The organism is Moraxella sp. K1664 (assembly GCF_039693965.1).
Lineage (GTDB): Bacteria > Pseudomonadota > Gammaproteobacteria > Pseudomonadales > Moraxellaceae > Moraxella.
The window spans coordinates 1,611,973-1,634,418 of record NZ_CP155576.1 but is presented as its reverse complement, the minus strand read 5'-3'; the positions used below and the strand labels follow the sequence as shown (position 1 = coordinate 1,634,418).

Genomic DNA, 22,446 nt, shown 5'->3' with positions numbered 1-22,446 from the left:
AACTATACCAAACTTTACTAAAAATATAAAATTGTTTTTACTGTTTTTGTCGTTTTGACAAAATTCCTTTTGGTCGCCCAATCCACACTGCTTTAAAATGCTCGGCTCACATTGGCAAAGTCCACACAAAGCTCTCTGTTCTCATTTGGGGGGAAGCTCTTTGTCCATGAACGTACATTTTGTAGTACCGCTCGGTAATCTTGCTGTGTGGACAGATAAACAAGCACTTCTTCGGGGTCGTCAGCGTTAGGGATGAATGCCCGAAGCTGACTATCATAGGCTTCATAAAACCTGTCTCTTTGACGTCCGTGTAGCATGTTTGGGCACATCTCTGCCATGACTTGTACCAACGCCAGTTCGTATTTGGTCACCCGAACATCGGTTAAGTCATTGGTGCTGACAGTATATGCCTTGGCAGGTTTGAGCAGCTTGATGTTTTTGTGTTGGGCATTGGCAGGCAAAGCGGTCATGGCAGTCATGACACAAGCACAAAACACAATCACGAACACTCGCAAGGATGTCATCTTGGCAGTGCTTTTTGTAAAAAAACCATCAAAACACGTCAATCCATGACAAGTGATGGCGATGCTAGGTTTGGCAAGACGGATGAGAGATACTGACATAAGCATGGCAATGACCGACTTATTGACTAAATGAACGGCACTATCATACCCATAAATCTTTAAAACAATGTCTCAAATTTGCCCAAAAATGTAGAATAATTGTGTTTAAAAATCAGGTTTAGTAACGATGCAGTAACAGTTGTGTCCAATTTATGAATAACTTGCCTTAATGCGTTGATTTATACAACATTCTGTTTTTGCTTTTTTAAAAAATTAATTCATAAAATCATCACATTTTGGATATTTTTCTTTATAATACCCTTTACCCCATGCTCAACTTTGATATAAGCGATTGATTTATCAAGGGCAAATGACAATTTGCCCCCACAACTCAAAAATAATTATTGAATAATCAATAATTTGCCATTTTAAGTTGAGAGCAAAGTATCCTTTTTAATTTTAATAACATCATCATGAATCATAACCGCCTAATTGACCCCAACACCAAAAAAGACGACAATCTTGACCGTGCCATTCGCCCCACCGCCCTATCTGACTACATCGGACAACCCAAAGTGCGTGAGCAGATGGAGGTGTTTATCACTGCCGCCAGACAACGAGGCGAGGCGTTAGACCATACGCTCATTTTTGGCCCCCCTGGTCTGGGTAAAACCACCCTTGCCAACATCATCGCCCGTGAGATGGGCGGAAATCTACGCTCCACCAGTGGCCCTGTGTTAGAGCGGGCGGGCGATTTGGCTGCCATGCTGACTAACCTAGAAGAAGGGGACGTGTTATTTATTGATGAAATTCATCGCTTATCGCCTGTCATTGAGGAGATACTCTACCCTGCGATGGAGGATTTTCAGCTTGACATCATGATAGGCGAAGGCCCTGCTGCTCGCTCTATCAAACTTGACCTACCCCCCTTTACGCTCGTGGCGGCAACCACTCGGGCAGGACTTTTGACATCGCCCTTGCGTGATAGATTTGGCATTGTCCAACGCCTTGAATTTTATGATGTGGCGGACTTGACCACCATTGTGAGACGTTCGGCACGCCTGTTAGGCATTGACATGGAGGAGATGGGGGCGGTAGAGGTTGCCAGACGTTCTCGTGGTACGCCCCGTATCGCCAACCGTCTGTTACGCCGTGTGCGTGATTATGCCGAGGTTAAGGGCGATGGCGTGGTTACAGGGCAAATGGCAAGCCTTGCCCTAGATATGCTCTCGGTGGACAAACAAGGGCTTGACCACTTAGATAGGCGTTATCTGTCCATGCTAAAAGAGCGTTTTGATGGGCGACCTGCGGGCGTGGAAGCGATTGCAGCGGCGATGGCGGAGGACAGAGGGACATTAGAGGACGTGATAGAGCCGTATCTGATTCAGCAGGGTTATATCCAACGCACCCCAAAGGGGCGGATACTGTTGGATAAGGGCATGATGGTGGAGGATTAGGCGAAAATCACAATCGTTTAACTTCAAAATACGCCTATTGGCGGTAGGTGCGTGTGATGCACCCTAAAACAAAACCACGCCCTTTGACGTGGTTTTGCCCCATTAAGCCGTCTTAGATTAAGCGATTTTGGACTTTTTAAACCACCGCCCCACATCGTCCATCAGTGTGTAGACCACTGGTATCACCACAAGGCTTAAAAACGTGGACGTGATAAGACCGCCTAACACCGCCACTGCCATCGGACGGCGAAAAGTTGAATCCACCCCACCCCAGCCGAACACCAGTGGCAACATACCTGCCCCCATTGCAATGGTCGTCATGATGATAGGGCGAGCCCGCTTACGGCACGCGTCCAGTATCGCATCTAGGCGAGATTTACCCTGTTGCTCGGCGATGATGGCATAATCCACGAGCAAGATAGAGTTCTTGGTGGCGATACCCATCAGCATAATAAAGCCAATCATGGACGAAATGGACAGGCTAGACCCTGTTACCACCAAACCAATCAACGCCCCACCGATAGACAACGGCAACGCCATAAGAATAGTAAAGGGCTGTAACACCTTATGAAACAGTAGCACCAGCACGCCAAAGATACAAAATATCCCCACACCCATCGCAATGACAAAGCCTGTAAATAGCTCTGCCATACTATCGGCTTGCCCCTCGTCCATCGCACTTACACCATCAGGCAGATTGGTCAGGCTTGGCAAGCCTTTAACGGCACTGACCACCTCGCCTAACTCCTGCTCGGACTGCACCGTGATTTTGATACTGCGTTCACGATTGAGACGGCGAATCTCCGCCTCGCCTGTGGTAAAGTCAATATCCGCCACTTCCGAGAGCTTGACCGCATTGTTCGTACTGCTTGGCACATATAGACCAGACAACGCCACAGGGTCGGCACGCACGCTGTCAGGCAGTCGCACGACAATGGGGATTTGGCGTGTGTCAAGGCTTAGCTTAGAGAGTGCCTGCTCATAATCGCCCTGCGTGGCGATACGCAAGGTATCGGCAAGCGACTGCGTGGTAACGCCCTTATCCGCCATACGCATGGGGTCAGGGATAACGGCAAGCTCAGGCTTAGGCAACGGTTTGTTACTGCTCACCGATGAGACGCTTGGCAGTCCACGAATCTCCGCCATGACCTTATCCACCGCCTCTTCTAGCAGTCTGGGATTATCCGAACGTAGCGAAAATCCATAGCCCGTATCGCCCCCTGCCGACATACCCACCGTAAAGCGAGCAGACGGCACACCCTTGATGACGTCCGATATGGCGTGCTCTATCTCTGTCTTAGGGGGGCGTTCGCCACGTGGGGCAAGCACGACATTGAGTGTGGCGTTATTTTCCGCCCCTGCGGACGCATTGCGACTGTCTGCCCCACCGCCTGCCGTCCCCACCGACACGAACACCGACTGCACGCCATCGATGTGGCGGATACGCTCGGCGGTCATGTCTGCGATGACGGTCGTGTCGTTTAGCACCGCATCAGGGGTTAGCTCTAAGGTAAGCTGGGTCTGGTCGCTGTCATCTGCCGGCACGAACTCACCCGAGAGTAGCCCTGCCATCGCCAACGAACCGATAAACAGCACAATGGTCGCCCCAAGCGTGATAAAGCGGTGCTTTAATGTCCATGACACCAGTTTGAGATAGGCAGTCATGGTTTTGCTTGTCGTTTCGGTTTTGGGCTGTTCAGGTTTTAGGATATATGCCGCCATCATGGGCGTAACCAGACGTGCCACCAGTAGCGAGATAAACACCGAAATCGCCGCCGTCCACCCAAACTGCTTAAAAAACTGCCCCACCACCCCACTCATAAAGGCAGTCGGCAAAAACACGGCAATGAGCGTAAACGTGGTCGCCACCACCGCAAGTCCAATCTCATCTGCCGCCTCCATCGCCGCCTCATACGGGGTCTTACCCATGTGTAGGTGTCGCATGATGTTCTCCACCTCGACAATGGCATCATCAACCAACACACCGATGACGAGCGACAAGGCAAGCAGTGAGATGATATTTAAACTAAAATCAAACACATACATCGCCAAAAAGGTCGGTATGATAGACAAAGGTAATGCCGCTGCCGCCACCAAAGTCGCTCGCCAGTTTCGCAAAAACAGCCACACCACGACCACCGCCAAGATACAGCCTTCGATGAGCATTTTCATGCTGGCATTATAATCTTCAAACACCGGCTGGGCGTTGTCATAGATTTTTTGGACACGGATATGCGGTATCTCTTGGGCGAGTTTGGCAAGCTCATCATCAATGCCTTTGACCATGTCCACTTCACTCGCCCCACGTGAGCGAGTAAAATTGACCGCCACCACCGTCTGCCCGTCTAACTTTGCCACGCTACTTCGGTCGGCATGAGCATCATGAATACTGGCAAGCTGACCCAATGGCACGCCCCCTGCCGGAGTAACGACTTGGATATGAGCCAACTCCTCGACACTGCGTGCCGCCCCTAGCACTCGAATGGTCTGCATACCGCCACCGATTTTGGCGGTGCCACCTGTGGCATCTGTCTGTGAAGCGGTGATTTGGTTGGACAAATTACCAATGGGTAGCCCCCAACCATTTAGCTTTGCCACATCAGGAGCGACGATGATTTGACGTTCAATACCGCCCACACGGCTCATCGTCCCCACGCCTGCAACATTGGATAGGCGTTTGTTTAATGTGTCATCAACAAACCACGACAGCTCCGCCTCGCTCATGTTATCGGACGCCACCGAGTAGCCTGCCACAGGAAAGCCTGCGGTAGAGACTTTGGTGATAATCGGCTCTTCGGCAGCAGCCGGCAAATCACTGCTAATCTCATCTAGTGCCGAACGCACGTCATCAACCGCCTCTGATAGGTCTTTTTCTAAGACAAATTCGGTGTGTACCGTCGCCACGCCTGTTTGCAAGGTCGAGCGAATGTGCTTGACCCCTGATATGGACGTGATTTTGTTTTCTATTTTTTTGGCGACGTCTGTTTCTAGCTGGGCTGGGCTTGCCCCCGAATAAGCCACCGTAACGATGACGGCAGGCACATCAATGTCGGGGAACTGCTGAATTTTCATGTTATTAAAAGCAAGCAATCCACCAAGCGTAAATAGGGTAAACAACAAAATCGCCACTAAGGGGTTTTTGATAGAATAGGCTGAAAAGTTCATGGGTTTTGTGCCTTATTCTCTGTCATGGCTTGGGTTGTATCTTTGGTCATGTCTTGTATCATGACGATATTCACCAAGTCATTTTCATTTAAAAAACTCACCCCATTTGCCACAATGAGTGTATCAGACGGCAAATCGGTCGCCACTTTGTCCTGCTCACGAGCCAAGACGGTGATTTTTTGGCGTTGGGTTTGGTAAATGTCTATCTGGTCGGTTTTGGCAAGTTGCCACACATAATCATAGCCGTCCGTACTCATGACCGCCGAACTGGGTATGGCGTGATGACTTTGACTGCCTAGCACGAATTGTCCACGCTGATATGTCCCTGCTCTTAGGGCAGAGTGGGCGGGCATGGCGACATGCACGACTATCTCACGCCCTGCGTTGGCGGTTGGCGACAGATGAGTAACCTGCCCTGCCACGCTCTCATCGCCCACCACGACCTGTGCCTGCTGTCCGACATGGATACGCTCAGCATCGGCAGGCGAGAGTGTCGCTTGCCATTCTAGCCGTCCGCCTTTGATGATACTAAATAATGGCGTGCCACTAACCAATACACCGACCTGTGCGTTTTTGGCACTGATAATCCCTGCCACAGGGGCAATGATTTGGGTATTATTTAGGTTGCTTTTGGCGGTGCTAAGGCGTGCCAAACTCGCCTTTTCGGTTGCTTGGGCTTGTTTTAGAGCGGTGCGATAGCTGTCCACCTGCTGACGACTGACCGCATCAATGGCAAGCAGTGGCTCCACTCGTGCCAAATCCGCCTGTGCCTGCTCACGGCTCGCCCTTGCCTGCTCATAATCCGCCTGTGCCTGCACCGCATTCTCACTCATGGTGTCTTTATCTAGCACGGCAAGCACCTGCCCTGCCTTGACATGGTCGCCCACTTCAACGAGTACCTGCTCAATGGTCGCCCCTGTGATTTTGGCACTGACTTCGGCAGTCTCTTTGGCACTCATCACGCCACTGGCGGACAAGCTGTCTGATACAAGCATGGGGCTTGGCGTGGTCGCCTGCACGGTCATGGCAACTTTGGTGTTATCAGGTGCATCGGCGGACGTGGCAGATGTGGGGCGAGCAGTCTCTGACGGCTTGGCGGTTATTCGCCCTATTAGCACACCAAACACCACAAGGGCAATGGCACACATCGCCCACAATAAGGGATTTTTGGGATTAAAAGTTGGCTTGTTCATGGTGATTTTATGAGTGATAAAAACAGCATTGTAGCAAGGTCGGGGGGATTGTCAAGGGTATTTATACTACTTCACGTCCGTGTTTTTTATCAGCTCTCTTAGCCTATCTCGCTCCCTTATCAGCTCTATTTTTTGATTATCAAAATAATCTTGCCAATCATCAATGCTACTCACCACTTGATAGCTTTGGCTTGCCTTAATCTCATCAATGATAAGTTTCAGATTATCCAGTTTTTGGGATAATTGGGTTTTGATGAGTTGCAATTTGTCATTTTTAGTTATAATATTTTATGAAATATGATTTATGCTAGGGCATGTTGAACATTGATAACATTTTTATTGGAAATTTGATAAAAAGTTGATGGTTTAATCAATTTTTGCATGAAAATGATTATCAGCCTACGTTTTTTCCTTGAAAACGTGCGATTCCCCCTGTTTCTCATTGCAAATACAAAAGGCAGGCACGCCCTAGATTTTTTGTTATAGTGATGTTAAAATTTAAAAAAATTTAAGCGAGATAATTTTATGACTGCCACTAATTTCAAAACGGTAAACCAAACCTATCGCCAATTAATTGGTAATGGTTTGACTTACTCTATTCCGAGATTTCAGAGAGATTATAGTTGGACGGTTGATGAATGGGATGATTTATGGCAGGACTTGTTGATCGCTATTGAAGATAAGGCAAATAATAAAGACAGTTCGCATTATATGGGTTACTTGGTATTGCAATCAAGCGATGACAAGAATTTCGATGTCATTGATGGGCAGCAACGCTTAACCACGCTAAGCATTGTTGTTTTGGCTGGCTTAAAAAATCTGCAAAAACTCATTAATGATCATCCTGAATTTGCCCAACAAAATCAACAACGCTTAGAACAACTGCGACAAACTTATGTTGGTTATTTAGACCCCATTACATTACAACCTAAATCTAAGTTAAATCTAAATAACAATAATGACTTTTTTTATCAAAATTATTTGGTTACTTTATCAGAAAACATACCAAGAAGAAATATGAGATCATCGGAGCATTCTTTGCGAAAAGCATTTGAATGGTTTGATGATAAGATTGCTAAGTATATTAAAAACAGTGAAAATAAAGGAGTAGAGATTGCAACCTTTATTGGAAATATGAGTGATTTATTATTTTTTACAGTAATTACTGTAAATGATGAACTAAATGCCTACAAAGTATTTGAAACATTAAATGCTCGTGGCATTAAATTATCATCAACCGACTTACTAAAAAATTATTTATTTTCTATCATTCACAAAGAAACCAATCATTTGGACAATAATCATGAATTAAATGGTCTAGAAAGACATTGGAACAAAATTGTGGAGCGACTTGGCTCAGAAAGCTTTCCTGATTTTTTAAGGGTATTTTGGAATAGCAAATACTCTTTTGTTCGTCAAAATGAATTATTTAAAAAAATTAGAGATAAAATAACCAATCGTAGAGAAGTATTTTCATTAATTAGAGAAATTGATGAAAATATTGACCTATATCTATCCTTGAATAATCCAAGCACAGCAACAAATTGGTCTTTAAATGCTAGAAAATATGCTGAAACACTAAAAATGTTTAATGTTAAACAGCCTTACGCTTTGTTAATGTCTGCTTATCGCAACTTCAAGGCAGAAGGCTTTGAAAAAACATTGAAAACTTGCGTTATCATTTCGTTTCGCTATAATGTTATTGGCGGTTTACATACAGGCGAGTTAGAGCGTGTTTATTACAAAGCATCAGAAAAAATTAATGAGAATATCCGCTATTCAGACATGATTTTATTACTAAAAGAAGTTTATGTAAAAGATGAGCATTTCAAATCCTATTTTTCAGATAAAATATTAAAAACCACATCATCAAGAAATAAAAAAGTAGTAAGATATATTCTGACAGAAATAGAACGCAAAGAAAGCGGCGTTAACAACCCTGCTTTAGATGATACAGACGTTAATATTGAGCATATCTACCCTGAGAACCCTGATGAAGGTTGGGAGATTTTTGACTTCAAGGACGGCGAATCCATGACTTACAGACTGGGCAACATGGCGTTGTGCGAGAAAAACATAAACAGCCAAATGGCAAATTTGGAATTTGAGCAAAAAAAACCTGTATTGACTCAAAGTCATTTTCAGACCACAAGGGCGATTGCTGATTATCCAGACTGGAATCCAGATGCAATCACAAAACGCCAACGGTTAATGGCGAAGGTTGCTACAAGTATTTGGCGAATAGACCAATTAAGCTAACTTCAAAAGCAAGCACAAAAGAGTTTACGTTTACGCCCCCACAAACTCCCCACTTTCCCTAAGCCATAGCCCTATCATCGCTTGGGTTAGGGCGGTTTTGTTGGGCGATTTGATGAGATGATTGGCAAGGTTTTGGGCGATATGTAGCAAGCTCTCATCTCGCACGATGTCCGCCAGATAGTAACCCATATCCCCCGTTTGGCGTTTGCCCAGTAGCTCGCCTGCCCCACGCAGTTCCAAGTCCTTTTGGGCGATGACAAAGCCGTCCGTACTGTCTCGCAGGATATTGAGCCGTTCTATGCCTGTGAGCGATAGGGGCATTTGATACAGTAGCACACAAAAGGATTTTTCCGAGCCACGCCCCACACGCCCACGCAGTTGGTGAAGCTGAGACAGTCCGAGCCGTTCGGCATTTTCTATCACCATAAGGGACGCATTTGGCACGTCCACGCCCACTTCTATCACAGTGGTGGCGACTAGCAAGTCAATGTCGCCCTGCTTAAAGTCATTCATTACCGCTTGCTTATCACCCGCTTTCATTTTGCCGTGTACCAGTCCAATGCGTATATCCAACCGCTCGCACAGGTCTTGATACAACAGCTCTGCCGACTGTGCGTCTAGGGCGGTGGACTCTTCAACGAGCGGACACACCCAGTAGGCTTGTTTGCCGTTTTTGCAGTTGATGCGTATCCGCTCAATCACTTCATCACGGCGGTCTCGGTTAATGGTAACAGTGGTAATGGGCGTGCGATTGGGCGGTAGCTCATCTATCACCGACACATCCATGTCGCCATACATACTCATCGCCAACGTGCGTGGAATGGGGGTGGCGGTCATGGCAAGCTGATGTGGCGTGCTGTTTGCCACGCCTTTACTGACCAGTTTCAATCGTTGCTCCACGCCAAAACGGTGCTGTTCGTCAATGATGACAAGCCCCAATTTGGCAAACGCCACACCGTCCTGAAATAAGGCGTGCGTACCAACCACGATTTGCACGTCATTATTGATAATGGCACCTAAACTGGCGTTGCGTTCTTTGGCGGTCTGTTTGCCAGCAAGCCAGCCCACGCCAATACCCATAGGCTCAAACCATTTTTTAAAATTAATCAGGTGCTGTTCTGCCAAAATCTCGGTCGGTGCCATAATTGCCACTTGCCAACCACTATCAATGGCATGACACGCCGACAAGCCTGCCACAAGCGTTTTGCCTGCCCCCACGTCCCCTTGCACAAGGCGGAGCATGGGCGTACTGGTGGCAAGGTCGGCAACTATCTCACCAACAACACGCTGTTGGGCGTTGGTCGGACGAAAGGGCAGACTTGCCACAAGCCTATCGGCAAGCGGACTGACACGCTCGCAAAAAGGGGCTTTGTGGGTGTGCAGGTTTTGTTTGCGGTACAAAAACACAAGCTGATGAGCGGTAAGCTCTTCTATAATGAGCCTTTGGCACGCAGGGTGGGTGCGGTCTTTTAGCCCTGTCAAAAGTGCCGTTTGGCTAAAAATATCCGCCTGTGGGTCAGGCAGGTGTATGGCGGTCAAGGCGGACAACAAATCGCCCTGCACACGCACGCCCACGCTATTAAAATCATCATCGGACAGACAGGTCAAAGGCGACTGGCGGACGGCGTTAATCGCCATGCGGACAAGCTGACGCAGTTTGTTTTGATGAAGCCCTTTGACGGTCGGATAAATGGGTAAAAGCCCACTTTCAAACGTCTTTGTCCCTGTGATATGATACTCTGGATGAGCCATTTGCACGCCATAGCGACTGACCTTTATCTCGCCAAATGCGGTAATGTTCGCCCCCACGGTCATGGTTTGTAACAGAGTCGGATAGGTTTTAAAAAACTGCAAAACAACCATGCCCCCGCCCCCATGACTGTTGTCTTCTAGGCACACCGATAACCGTCCTTTGTTGCTCGCCACGTCCGTGATGACCCCTGCAATCATGCACACTTGCCCGTTTTCTACCGTGTTCATCGGTACGGTACGGCTACGGTCTTCATAATCTCGGGGCAGGTGCATGAGCAAATCAAAAATGCGATGAATGTCAAGCTCGGCAAGTTTTTTTGCCAACGGCTGACCCACGCCTGCAAGGGCGGTAATGGGGTATTGGGTGGGGGCAAGGTTAGTCATGGATTTGGGTGATAATTATTTTTGGTCATTGTAAGAGTAATAAGGTAAATTGGCAAGAATTTATCTTTTGAAATGATAAATTTTAGTAAAATAATCATTCACCAAATCATATTTTTTAAGCCATTTAACCAAAAAAATAAACCGTTTATTTTTTAATGGCATAAACGGCGGAATATACCCTACCAAAAACCACGAATGTTGTGCAAGTTTTGTGATACATTATTTACAATTTGATGACTTTTGGTGTAAAATGTCATCAGCATTACCCTATGTTGGGTTCATTTAAAAATACAATACGGCACATAACTTGCAACATCGCCAACATTGGCAAAGCATGAAGAGATACCCATGGCAAAAGTAGCAACCGAACAATTACTTGATTTTAAATACTCTGGCACTAATAAACGCGGACAAAACGTCAAAGGCGAGCTAACCGCCAAAAGCCTTGAACTGGCTCGTGCTCAGCTTAGAAAGCAAGGCATCATTGTCCAAGACGTTAGACAAAAATCCAAGCCCCTTTTTCAAATCAAAAAATCTATCAAAGCGATTGATATTGCTATTTTTGTGCGTCAGCTTGCCACGATGATGAAAGCAGGTGTGCCACTGACCCAAGCCTTTGAGATTGTCGCCGACTCGCTTGACAATCCCAGCATGAAAGAGATTGTATTAAAAGTAAAGGCGGATATTGAAGCGGGGAGTAACTTTGCCACCGCCTTACGTAAACACCCCAAATATTTTGATGACTTATTTTGTTCATTGGTTGAATCCGGTGAGCAATCGGGTGCGTTAGAGACCATGTTAGAGCGTGTCGCCACTTATAAAGAAAAAAGTGAAATGCTCAAAGCCAAAATCAAAAAGGCGATGAAATATCCGATTGCGGTTATCATTGTTGCTATTATTGTTACCGCCATTCTACTGGTTAAGGTGGTTCCAGTTTTTGCTGATATGTTTGCTGGATTTGGCGCAGAATTACCTGCCTTTACCCAAATGGTGGTTAATATGTCCAATTGGATGGTTAAGTATTATTTGGTATTTTTTATTGTACTAGCAATCCTTGTTGTGTCTTTCACCCAAGCTAAGTTGCGTAGCCAGAAATTTAGAAACTTCCTAGATAGATTGGCTCTTAAACTACCCATTTTTGGTGATATTGTCTATAAATCTATTATCGCTCGTTTTTGTCGTACGCTATCCACCACTTTTGCTGCTGGCGTGCCTTTGATTGATGCCCTAGACTCTACCGCGGGGGCAACCAATAATATCGTATTTTATGAAGCCACACAGCGTGTCAAAGAAGATGTCGCCACCGGTCAGCAAATGCAGTTTGCCATGCGTAACACCAACCTATTTCCTAGCATGGTACTTCAAATGGTCGGCATCGGTGAAGAAGCGGGTAGTTTAGAAGAAATGCTAGATAAAGCTGCCACTTTTTATGAAAACGAAGTGGATAACGCCGTTGATGGTCTAACCAGTCTCATGGAACCAATGATTATGGCATTTTTGGGCGTGGTAATCGGTGGTCTAGTTATCGCCATGTATCTGCCAATCTTCATGATGGGTGATGTTATCGGATGATGAATTTTTTATCAGAGAACTTTTATTTTGCCCTAGCCCTAGCTGGACTGCTGGGGCTTTGTGTTGGTTCATTTTTAAATGTGGTCATTCACCGCACACCACTCATCATGAACCGAGAGTGGCGTAAAGATACAGCATGGTTTTTGGGTACACAGTCCGACCTTAACCCCAATCATGTCAAGCCCATTCAAGAGACGATTGCCAATGACGTACCCATTAGCTTATCCTTTCCGCCGTCTCGTTGCCCCAAATGCAACCACCAAATCCGTGCTTATGAAAACATTCCTGTATTAAGCTGGCTTATTCTATTGCGTGGTAAATGCTCCAGTTGTGGCAACCCCATTAGTATGCGTTATCCATTAGTGGAACTCATCACTGCCCCATTGTCTGTCTTGGTCATCTATATGCTGGGGGCAAATGTGGCAGGCGTGTTGGGGCTGATTTACCTATGGATACTCATTGCCCTAACTGGCATCGATTTTGACACACAACTACTGCCCGACCGCTTGGTTTTCCCGCTGGGTATGATAGGCTTAATGGTAAACACCCAAAATATCTTTACTTCACTAAGCTCTGCGGTGTGGGGCGGACTGCTTGGTTTTTTATCCTTTTGGTCAGTTGCCAAACTCTATGCACTCATCACCAAAAAAGATGGCATGGGAGCAGGCGATTTTAAACTTCTAGGAGCGATTGGGGCGTGGCTGGGTGTGGGTATGTTGCCCTTTTTGATTCTTGTATCTGCTGTACTAGGCTCTATCGTGGGTGTGGTTTTGATGAGACTGCGTGGTGAAAGCCGTGCCTTTGCCTTTGGTCCTTATATTGCCATTGCAGGTATCATTGCCCTATTATGGGGGCATGATGTTATGGGTTGGTATTTAGGCATGTATAAAATTTAAAAAAGTGCTTGCCATTTAAAATTTATCTGTTATAATAGCACCACTTTTAGGCGTATAGCTCAGTTGGTTAGAGCACCACCTTGACATGGTGGGGGTCGATGGTTCGAGTCCGTTTACGCCTACCATATCCAAACCCCTTGAAATGCTTATATTTCAAGGGGTTTTTGCTTGTTTTGACAAAATTGCTTACAAAAATAAATCTGTTTATTTTGTGCATTTTGGACGAAAAATGCGTAAAATAAAGATAAATTTATGATAAATTGACCATCAAGCACTTAGCCACCGATCGCCATGACCCAAGCCAGTTTACCTCTCTTGCCACCTTTGCCCCCCTACACCCCCACCGCTTATAAGGCTTACCTAAATGAGCTAAATGCCGATATTGATAAGCAGATTTGTGAGCAGGGCATACACGCCACAGAGACGATAGACAGCCACATCGCTAGGCGAACGCAGGCGGTAGATAACATGCTTGTGAGTATGTTTGAAGCGTTATTTGGGACAGATAGCGAGCTTGGGTTATTTGCCATTGGTGGGTATGGGCGGGGCGAGCTGTTTCCAGCGTCAGATGTGGACATTTTGATACTAGGCGACGACACGGACAGCCATCAAGCCCAGATAGAAGCGTTCGTGGCAAGCCTGTGGGACATCGGCATAGAGCCTGCCATCTCGGTGCGGACAGTGAGCGATACGATGACCGCTGTCACCGAGCATACCGTGGCGACCGCTCTCTTAGAAGCCCGTTTTTTGGCTGGTAATGACACACTGACCGACGTACCAACCCTTGCTGTCAAAGGGGCGTGGACTGCCAAAGCCTTTTTTGGTGCCAAGATGAGCGAATCCAAAGCCCGCTATCTTGCCCATAACGCCACCGAATACAACTTAGAGCCGAACATCAAGACCGCCCCTGGCACACTGCGAGATTTGCACATTATTTTGTGGCTTGGTAAGTTTTATTTTGACGGGGTGCGGGAATTTCATGATTTGGTTGAAGTAGGCTTTTTAAGCCCTGACAAATACGCCACCTTGGAGTCCGCCAAACGCTTTTTATGGTGCCTACGTCATCATCTGCACACCCATGTCGCACGCCATGATGACCGCCTGCTCTTTGACCGTCAGCGCGCCGTCGCTGTTAGCATGGGACTGGCTCATACCGATGATGACAACCGCCAAATCACGCACGCCTTAGAGCAACTCATGCGAACCTACTATCGCCATGCGATGACCACCGCCAGTCTCTCCGAGCTTTTGTGTGCGTATTTTAATGAAAACTATCTAAACCCCGAGTTTGTCACCACGCCCATTGATGAGCATTTTTATGCCATCACCGAACAGGCAAGCCCCATTGACTCATCGCTACACCAAGACGGATTGGCAAAGGACGTACTCGTCAAGCAGGGCAAACTACCAAGCCACGACCCCAAGATTGCCGTGCATGGCCCACACGCCTTTGACAAGAATCCTGCCCTACTGCTTCGCATTTTTCTGGTCATGGGGCAACAAGGCATTAAAAAAATCAGTGCCAACACCCTGCGTGCCATCTACCTTGCCACGCCACGCATCGATGATGACTACCGCCAGCACCCCACCCATCAGGCTCTGTTTTTGGCAAACCTGCAAGAACCCAACTACCTATTTCATCGCCTACGCCTGATGAAACGCTTTGGCGTGCTAGGCTCATACCTACCTGCCTTTGGGCAAATCATGGGGCTTATGCAGTATGACCTGTTTCACCGCTACACCGTGGACGCTCATACTTTGCTACTCATTCGCATTTTGCACCGCTTGACGGATGTGGATAACGAGATTTATCAACAAAAATTTGACCTAGTCAGTCAGATTTATAAACAAATCCACCGCAAAGACATACTGGTCATTGTCGCCTTGTTTCATGACATCGCCAAAGGGCGTGGGGGCGACCACAGCGAACTCGGGGCGGTTGATGTGTATGAATTTTGTACATCGCACGGCATGACCGAGAGCGACAGCCAGTTTGCGTCATGGCTGGTGCGTGAACATCTGACCATGTCGCTCACCGCCCAAAAGCAGGACATCTCCGACCCTGATGTCATCGCTCGCTTTGCCCATTTTGTTGGCAGTGTCAGCAGGCTAAACCACCTGTATGTGCTGACCGTTGCCGACATGAACGCCACCAACAGCGAGCTGTGGAACTCATGGCGAGCCAGTCTGTTAAAACAGCTTTATATCAGCACCAGACAGGTGCTAAACCTTGGCATGGGCGTCGTGGACAAAGACGTCTACATCACCGGTCGCAAAAGCAAAGCCCAAGCCCTGCTGACCGACATCAACCCCACCACTTTACATGCCCTATGGGATGAGCTGGGCGATGAGTATTTTTTAAAACACAAAAAACTCGACATCGCATGGCAAAGCCGTGTCATCTTAGAACAAAAATCCGCCATCCAAGACGCTCGCCCCATCATCGCCATTCGCCCCCACACCGATTTGGCATTAGACGCCATTCAGCTATTTATCTGCACCCCCGACCGTGATGATTTGTTCGCCATCAGCGTGTGCGTGCTTGACCGCTTTGGCTTGTCGGTGCTGGACGCAACCATCGTCAGTGCCACCATTGACGGCGTGCCATCTGCCCTAGACAGCTATGTACTCATTGACCGCTTTGCCAAACGAGATGAGCATGGCACGCTCATGAGTGATTTTCTGACCCCCAGTGACAGGCGAGACGAACTGGTGAGCAAGCTTAGCCAAGCACTCACAGGAGACGCCCCCGAGTGTCAGATAGTCAGTGCCAGTTTTGGTTTTAACTTGACCTTAAAGCACTTTAACGTCCCCACGCAGGTACACATCGAGCGTGCCACCCCCCTTGTCCATCGGGGTCATCACGCCCTATCACTCATCACCAAAGACCGCTCTGCCCTACTTGCCAAAATCGGGCAAATCTTCTCAAAGCTCGGTGTGGCAGTGCATGGGGCGAGAATCACCACCCTAGGCGAGCGTGCCGAAGACATCTTTTATCTGTCTGACAAAGACGGCAGTTTGCTTGATGATGATAAAATTGAGTCGCTCAAAGTGGCTTTGATTGAAATTTTACAATAAGTCAAGTACAATAAATCCGTTTTTCTCATTCATTGCTTTTTCTCATCTGGAATCATCCATGAACATTTCTTTTTTTACCCCATTCACATCTCGCCCAAAGCTCGCCCTATGCCTTGCCCTATCCGTTTTTGCCACGACAGGCGTCAACGCAGAAGACAACGTCGATTCGGACGATTACGCACTCTTCGAGCTGTCAGAAGACATCGACGCCTGCGAAGATGATGCCAATCTACCGACGGGCTTTACTTATACTGAGTACACCAGCGACTGTCAGTACAACGAAAACATGACCGTCATCACCGATGGCACATCATTTGGTTTTGCAGACACGAACGGCAACATCGTCATCCACCCCGCCTTTGAAGAAGCCAGTCGTTTTGATGAAGGGCTTGCTTTGGTCAAACAACAAGGCAAATACGGCTACATCAATCCCAAAGGCAACTTTGTCATCCACCCCACCTTTGAAGATGCGTGGGGCTTTTGGGAAGGGCGTGCCAAAATCGCCCAAAACAGCAAATACGGTTTTATTGACAAACAAGGCAACATCGCCATCAAACCGAGCTTTGATGAGACGGGCAACTGGTTTGAACAAGGTTTGGTTTCAGTCAAAATCAATGACAAATGGGGCTTTATGGACAAAAACGGTCAAATCAAAATCGCCCCCATCTACGACCACGTCGAAGATTTTAGCGAACAGTTGGCATTGGTTGCCAAAGATACCGGTAAAACCGACAGTGATGGCGAACCCATCATTCACTACGGCTATATCACCCCCAAAGGTAAAATCGCCCTGCCCTTAAAATACGATTACGCCACCAGCTTCATCAATGGCTCTGCCATGGTCATAACAGATGACAGCATTTATTTTATCAACAAAAAAGGCGAACGTGTCGAGCCTAGCTGGCAAGAGTGATGTTAAAAAATGGGCAAGGTCAATCTTGCCCATTTGCTTTTGACTTAAAAATAATGACATCAATATGACAAACCTTCTCTAATCAGAGCGGAGTATTCTTGTGATGAAATATTGCCATGATTGCCCAAATGGGACACTTTGGGATTGGCAAAAGCATTATACTTCCAAATCATCAAATCTTGCTCATTATCAATCGCCCCTTTGTCATACAAATAATCCGCCAATCTGCCCGAAACGATAATACGATAATCCATTGGCACATCATCAATCTGACTTGCCATTTTATAAATAACGGTAGTGCAATTACTAAGTAGCGAATGATAAAATTTGGGCATATCATTTAAACGATGACCATAATCCAAATAAGTCAAAAATAGATTTCTCATTTTGTCTTTGTCATACAAAATAGGATAAACAGACACCAATTCATCTCTGATATTGGTGCGAGTATAAATCAAATCCCGCTCATCCCCTGCAATGATGGATAAATCATACATTCTAAAAAATCCACCAATCGTTGAAAATTCTTCACCAATCTCTTTTCTTGTTTCCACCGAAAAAACAAGCCTGTCAATATTGCCCGCCCCGTCGTCAAACCCAAACGACACCATGATGTGAGCGATGCTGTCCATGCCCCACGTTGTGCTAATCATATCAAGGCTTGTTAGATGATTGAGATTGTAAGTGCGAGTATCCCAACGCTCGGTATAACTGTCGCCATGCCAATCAAAATCACGCACGTTATGTATCGTGATGATATTGCCATTTTGGGTATAAGTGAATTGATGACGAAATTCATCTTGCCATATTCTGTCATTGCTGGGCTTCATACTAAAAAACCAAGCAAACACAACACCAACAACCAATCCAAAAATGCGTATAGAATAATAACTTAATTTATCAATAATGAGTGGACCCTCAAATTTTTCAATATAAGTATTGGGTATAACTGCAATGATGGATAATAATAAAATAAAACCAATAACAACATAAGTCACTCTCCCCAAAGGCATATGCACCCACAATGCCAAACACGTCCATATCGCCAATAAAATAATCATCATTGCATATAACATAAAAAGCTTGGTCATGATTTATCCTTAATGATTGTTATAAAATGGCTGTGGCAAATAGTAAAATTGAGCGGTATTATTTATTGGGATGATAACAAAACCAGATATTCTAGATATTGCTATCATACCCCAAATTTGCTAAACTTGCACTTATTTTATTTGGAAAATTGTCATGATAAAAACCCAAAACATTGCCGATTTTACCCCTAATGACAACCTAGTCATTTGGGACGTGCGAGATGCTGACAGCTATAAATCAGGACATATCGCCCATGCCATCAATGTGCCAATTGAGCATATCAATGCCGAGATGCTTGCCCAAAGCGTGGGCGACGTGTATGTGCTGTGTGGCGGTGGCACCAAGGCAGGGCGTGCGTGTGCGCTGTTAGAGAGTCTTGACCCAAGCCGTACCTATACCCATCTGACGGGTGGCACTCGTGGGGCAAAGGCGTTGGGCTGGACACTTATCGAAAATTAATTGATTAAAAAATATTAAAAATCAATATCTTATAAAAATTTTTAAAATTTTTAAAAATAAATGATTGACACCGCCCAAAATTACGCTATAATACGCACCACTAACAGCGATACACGTCGCAAATTGGTAAATCGGGGCGTAGCGCAGCTTGGTAGCGCATCTGCTTTGGGAGCAGAGGGTCGGGGGTTCAAATCCCTCCGCCCCGACCATTTAAAGCCTATATAGGCTTTTTTTGTTAGTGATGTAAGTTGAGCGCCTGTAGCTCAGTTGGATAGAGCATCCGCCTTCTAAGCGGGTGGTCGCAGGTTCGAATCCTGCCAGGCGCGCCATTTGCCTGATTATGAATGGCACATTTCATTATGGTGGGTATAGCTCAGTTGGTAGAGCCCCGGATTGTGATTCCGGTTGTCGTGGGTTCAAGTCCCATTACTCACCCCATATTCAAAACCACCCTATTGGGTGGTTTTTTGTGTTTCGGCTTTTTTGTTTGTCATTCATATCCATCCAACGAAAAGGAAGTGCTCAGCACGTCCCTACGTTTGCATATTAGACTTCCTGCAAAACCCTGAATTAAAGAAAACCGTTCGTGGTGAGCTTGTCGAACCATAACGGTTTTCCGCTACCCTTCGACAGGCTCAGGGCGAACGGAAAACTAGTTTTGCAGGAAGTTTATTGTTAAATTTGTGACAACTTTAAAAACTCTTTGGTCGCACCTGTCTTTTTCCGTCTACTTTAAATGGCTGACTTCATCCACCAAATCATCAAGCAGGGCATCAAAAATATCATCGCCTGACAACTGTTCCAATGGCTTATGTGGCTTATGAACGGGTTTTGGTGATGCTTGCGTTTGTGTCTGCTCTGTCAATGTTTGGTTGGCTTGACTGGCTTGATTACTTTGGTTACTTTGCACGGCATTGTCTATCATGTCGCTATTTTTACCAGTCTTTTTATCCATAGCAGATTGTTGGGCGGTGCTAGCACTTACCTGTGGCTCTGCCCCTGCCTCTTGCTGTATTTTTTGCTGTGGCTTTTGCTCTGCTATTGGCTCGGGCTGATTTTGCACACCCTTATCACTAACATCTTTGACATCTTTGGCGTGCCAAAAACCGTAGCGATTGACCGTCCACCACACCAAAAACTTACTGGCGGTAATGCTGTGTAACTCATCGGGCAGTTTTACCACGTTCAAGCCCAGCTCTTGCCATGTCCGCTCATCCGTCTCGCCCTGCTCACACGACTCTTTTGCCACAAAAATCTCATCTAACAAACCATCATACACCACTCGCCTGTCCCACGCTTTTTGGGTTAGGTTCATGCGTGTGAGCTGATAAAACACACCATCATGCCAAATGACATAACTGCGGTGTTTGGGGTGAACAAAAATTACATCTATCGTTCTGTTGGCAGTGCGACTGGTTGGATTTTTCATGGCAGGAACATCAAAAAGGACTTATTTCTATTTTATCAAATTTTTTCATCATTTTAGCAAAATTCTCCCGAAATTCTCCCAAAATATCCCTTGCATTCATGGGGAATTTTGCTATACTGTTACTAGATTTATAGACTAAGCGGTATCCTTTTCACACCTTTATTAAGGAGTTTGCCATGTATCAGCACGTGTTACTTGTTACCGACTTAAATGACGACACCGACATTGTCGCCAGTAAAGCCAAATGGATTTTGGATTCATCGCCATCTGCTCAGCTGTCTGTGCTACACGTGGTCGAAGAGACCATGCTCGGCTTTGGCTACGAGCTAATCCCTGCGTCCGCCCTGCACGAAGAGATAGACGATGAGCGTTGCCAAGTGGCTCGCACTCGTCTTGCCGAAGTGTTGGCACGCAACAACCTACACGCCCACAACGCCAAAATCAAAACCGCCATTTCAGGACGTAAAGGCATCGTGGATTACTGCAACACCCACGCCATTGACCTAGTCGTCATCGGTCGCCACAAACGTACAGGGCTATCGGCGTGGCTGGCAGGGGCAACTGCCGACAGCATTTTGCCCGATGTGGACGCTGATTTGCTGGTGGTGCAGTTGGGTTCGGTCAGTTAGACAGTCATTGTGATAAGGGCAAATTTGAACCGACCCCCAAATCTTAGACATAAGATTAAAGGTTAGGTTGTTGCAAGTGGTTGTATTAACCCTAATTGGACTAAGTTTCTGTACTTAACAGGACTTAGTCCTTTTAATTTGCTCTTTATTCTATCATGATTGTAGTAGTGTATGTACTCATCAATCACTTGTTTAAGTTCATCTGTTGATGTAAATGTGGTTGTCTCATAAAATATCTCTTGTTTTAGCGTACCAAAGAAGCTCTCTATCACAGCATTATCCAAACAATTGCCTTTTCTTGACATGCTTTGGGTTAAGCCTTGTTCTTTTAGGGTTTGTTGATACTGGTGCATTTGATAGTGCCAGCCTTGGTCTGAATGAATGATGGGTTTGTCATCCATCTTTTCTTGGCTTAGCTTGGATAGGGCATCATTTAACATCTCTTTGACCAACTCATACGTTGGTCTGTCCTTCATCGTATAACTGACAATCTCACCATTAAACAAGTCGATGATGGGCGATAGGTAGAGTTTTCTTTGAATGACACTGCCATCATTTGCCTTGTCTTGTACTTTAAACTCTGTGATGTCTGTTGCCCACTTTTGATTGGGTTTGTCTGCTTTAAAGTCTCTTTTGAGTATATTGTCCTGAATGGTATCTTTGCCCATTGTGCCTTTGTAAGTATTAAACTTACGTTGACGACGAACCAATGCTTTGAGTCCAAGTTTAGCCATCAGTCGTTGCACTCGTTTATGATTAATGACCATGCCTTTTTGGGCAAGCTGATTGTTAAGCTCTGATGTGATTCTACGATAACCATACCTGCCCTTGTGTTGGTGGTAGATGTGGTTAATGTGTTCTTTTAAGTCAAGGTCTTTGTCAGGCTTTGTACTTTGACGAATGTGGTAATAAAACACACTTCTTGGCAAGTTTGACACTGCCAATAAGTCAGCAAGTTTGTGCTTATGCCTTAATTCTTGGATGATCAGGACTTGTTCTTTGTTTGTACTGATTGTTCCTTTTGACGAATTAAGGCATCTAGCTTTTTTAGATAGTCATTCTCTGCTCTAAGATAGGCAAGTTCATCAAGCAAATCATCCACACTTTTTTCGTGGTCTTGTTTGGTTTTCCAAGTTGATTTGGTTTTATTAGCGTTGTGTTTGTTTGACATTGCTTTTTTGCCTTTGGGTTTGGGTATTAGTCCCATTATACCAAAGGCTTGGTAGGACTTTAACCAAGTTGACAGTAAAGAAGGTTGTGGCAGATTAAGCTCTATGGCAAGTTGTGTAAGCGATTTGCCCTGTTGTATGGCTTGAACGGCATTAAGCTTAAAATCTGTGTCATAGACAGCCTTTGTGTGTCGTCTTTTTATGCCATCAATGCCATGTGCTTGATAGAGTTTAACCCATAGCTCTACGGTTGTGTGGTTTAGATTAAAGTGTTTGGCGGTTTGTTTGTAGCCATGATGATTAAGATAATACCCAATCACAGACAGTTTAAAGTCGGTTGTGTATTTTGCCATAAAAAGCACCCCAAAGGTTAGTGTGTCTAACTTTTGGGGTGCGGTTCAATTTTGGGTTTGCCCTTATTTTTTATTTTAAAAAT

Annotated in this window: 17 protein-coding genes and 4 tRNA genes; 12 read left to right on the top strand and 9 right to left on the bottom strand. The window is 45.8% G+C overall.

Annotated features, from left to right (window positions below; translation table 11 throughout):
- Positions 1-92: 92 nt before the first annotated feature.
- Positions 93-623, bottom strand: a complete 531-nt coding sequence (locus AAHK14_RS08245; protein ID WP_065256701.1) for a hypothetical protein — start codon at positions 621-623, stop codon at positions 93-95.
- 413 nt (positions 624-1,036) lie between these two features.
- On the opposite strand from AAHK14_RS08245, the gene ruvB reads away from it, so the two are divergent.
- Positions 1,037-2,020 (top strand): Holliday junction branch migration DNA helicase RuvB, encoded by a 984-nt coding sequence (gene ruvB / locus AAHK14_RS08240; RefSeq protein ID WP_065256702.1) that lies wholly within the window; start codon positions 1,037-1,039, stop codon positions 2,018-2,020.
- A gap of 117 nt (positions 2,021-2,137) precedes the next feature.
- On the opposite strand, the gene AAHK14_RS08235 is transcribed toward ruvB, so the two are convergent.
- From AAHK14_RS08235 to AAHK14_RS08225, 3 genes are all read right to left on the bottom strand, one after another.
- Positions 2,138-5,185 carry an efflux RND transporter permease subunit gene (locus tag AAHK14_RS08235; protein WP_065256703.1) on the bottom strand — a complete coding sequence of 1,016 codons (3,048 nt, stop codon included), beginning with the start codon at positions 5,183-5,185 and terminating at the stop codon, positions 2,138-2,140.
- Positions 5,182-6,378, bottom strand: coding sequence for an efflux RND transporter periplasmic adaptor subunit (locus AAHK14_RS08230; protein WP_065256704.1), 1,197 nt, complete (start codon positions 6,376-6,378; stop codon positions 5,182-5,184). Before AAHK14_RS08230 ends, AAHK14_RS08235 begins: the two co-directional genes overlap by 4 nt.
- 66 nt (positions 6,379-6,444) lie before the next feature.
- Positions 6,445-6,642 carry a hypothetical protein gene (locus AAHK14_RS08225; RefSeq protein WP_062499026.1) on the bottom strand — a complete coding sequence of 66 codons (198 nt, stop codon included), beginning with the start codon at positions 6,640-6,642 and terminating at the stop codon, positions 6,445-6,447.
- 261 nt (positions 6,643-6,903) lie between these two features.
- Here AAHK14_RS08225 and AAHK14_RS08220 point away from each other — a divergent pair, with 261 nt between their 5' ends.
- Entirely contained in the window at positions 6,904-8,637 is a 1,734-nt protein-coding gene (locus AAHK14_RS08220; RefSeq protein ID WP_065256705.1) for a DUF262 domain-containing protein, read from the top strand.
- 30 nt (positions 8,638-8,667) lie between these two features.
- Here the strand turns inward: AAHK14_RS08220 and recG are convergent, their stop codons facing one another.
- The gene (gene recG, locus AAHK14_RS08215) at positions 8,668-10,773 is read right to left on the bottom strand and encodes an ATP-dependent DNA helicase RecG (protein WP_065256706.1); all 2,106 of its coding nucleotides are present in this window, start codon (positions 10,771-10,773) and stop codon (positions 8,668-8,670) included.
- A 348-nt stretch (positions 10,774-11,121) separates the two neighbouring features.
- On the opposite strand from recG, the gene AAHK14_RS08210 reads away from it, so the two are divergent.
- The 5 genes from AAHK14_RS08210 to AAHK14_RS08190 all read left to right on the top strand — a co-directional run bounded on the left by AAHK14_RS08210 (position 11,122) and on the right by AAHK14_RS08190 (position 17,232).
- Positions 11,122-12,345 carry a type II secretion system F family protein gene (locus AAHK14_RS08210; protein WP_065256707.1) on the top strand — a complete coding sequence of 408 codons (1,224 nt, stop codon included), beginning with the start codon at positions 11,122-11,124 and terminating at the stop codon, positions 12,343-12,345.
- Entirely contained in the window at positions 12,345-13,241 is an 897-nt protein-coding gene (locus AAHK14_RS08205; protein WP_065274066.1) for an A24 family peptidase, read from the top strand. Before AAHK14_RS08210 ends, AAHK14_RS08205 begins: the two co-directional genes overlap by 1 nt.
- Before the next feature lie 48 nt (positions 13,242-13,289).
- Positions 13,290-13,366, top strand: a tRNA-Val gene (locus tag AAHK14_RS08200).
- Between the two features lie 166 nt (positions 13,367-13,532).
- Complete coding sequence (glnD, locus tag AAHK14_RS08195; protein ID WP_065256708.1) at positions 13,533-16,319, top strand: [protein-PII] uridylyltransferase; 2,787 nt, start codon at positions 13,533-13,535, stop codon at positions 16,317-16,319.
- A gap of 58 nt (positions 16,320-16,377) precedes the next feature.
- Entirely contained in the window at positions 16,378-17,232 is an 855-nt protein-coding gene (locus AAHK14_RS08190) for a WG repeat-containing protein (RefSeq protein ID WP_065256709.1), read from the top strand.
- Positions 17,233-17,291: 59 nt separating this feature from the next.
- On the opposite strand, the gene AAHK14_RS08185 is transcribed toward AAHK14_RS08190, so the two are convergent.
- Positions 17,292-18,323: a DUF4105 domain-containing protein gene (locus AAHK14_RS08185; protein ID WP_194092664.1), complete on the bottom strand. Its 1,032-nt coding sequence runs from the start codon at positions 18,321-18,323 to the stop codon at positions 17,292-17,294.
- A gap of 154 nt (positions 18,324-18,477) precedes the next feature.
- On the opposite strand from AAHK14_RS08185, the gene AAHK14_RS08180 reads away from it, so the two are divergent.
- From AAHK14_RS08180 to AAHK14_RS08165, 4 genes are all read left to right on the top strand, one after another.
- The gene (locus AAHK14_RS08180) at positions 18,478-18,783 is read left to right on the top strand and encodes a rhodanese-like domain-containing protein (RefSeq protein WP_065256711.1); all 306 of its coding nucleotides are present in this window, start codon (positions 18,478-18,480) and stop codon (positions 18,781-18,783) included.
- Positions 18,784-18,915: 132 nt separating this feature from the next.
- Positions 18,916-18,992 (top strand) — tRNA-Pro (locus AAHK14_RS08175).
- Positions 18,993-19,035: 43 nt separating this feature from the next.
- Positions 19,036-19,112 (top strand) — tRNA-Arg (locus tag AAHK14_RS08170).
- A gap of 33 nt (positions 19,113-19,145) precedes the next feature.
- Positions 19,146-19,221, top strand: a tRNA-His gene (locus tag AAHK14_RS08165).
- A 289-nt stretch (positions 19,222-19,510) separates the two neighbouring features.
- Here AAHK14_RS08165 and AAHK14_RS08160 read toward each other — a convergent pair.
- On the bottom strand, positions 19,511-20,212 hold the full coding sequence (locus AAHK14_RS08160; RefSeq protein WP_065274065.1) for a hypothetical protein: 702 nt from the start codon (positions 20,210-20,212) through the stop codon (positions 19,511-19,513).
- 176 nt (positions 20,213-20,388) lie between these two features.
- Here AAHK14_RS08160 and AAHK14_RS08155 point away from each other — a divergent pair, with 176 nt between their 5' ends.
- Positions 20,389-20,841: a universal stress protein gene (locus AAHK14_RS08155; RefSeq protein WP_065256713.1), complete on the top strand. Its 453-nt coding sequence runs from the start codon at positions 20,389-20,391 to the stop codon at positions 20,839-20,841.
- A 62-nt stretch (positions 20,842-20,903) separates the two neighbouring features.
- On the opposite strand, the gene AAHK14_RS08150 is transcribed toward AAHK14_RS08155, so the two are convergent.
- Both AAHK14_RS08150 and AAHK14_RS08145 read right to left on the bottom strand, forming a co-directional pair.
- Positions 20,904-21,824, bottom strand: coding sequence for an IS3 family transposase (locus tag AAHK14_RS08150; protein WP_264753555.1), 921 nt, complete (start codon positions 21,822-21,824; stop codon positions 20,904-20,906).
- Between the two features lie 2 nt (positions 21,825-21,826).
- Entirely contained in the window at positions 21,827-22,363 is a 537-nt protein-coding gene (locus AAHK14_RS08145; RefSeq protein WP_065256690.1) for a helix-turn-helix domain-containing protein, read from the bottom strand.
- Between the last annotated feature and the right edge of the window lie 83 nt (positions 22,364-22,446).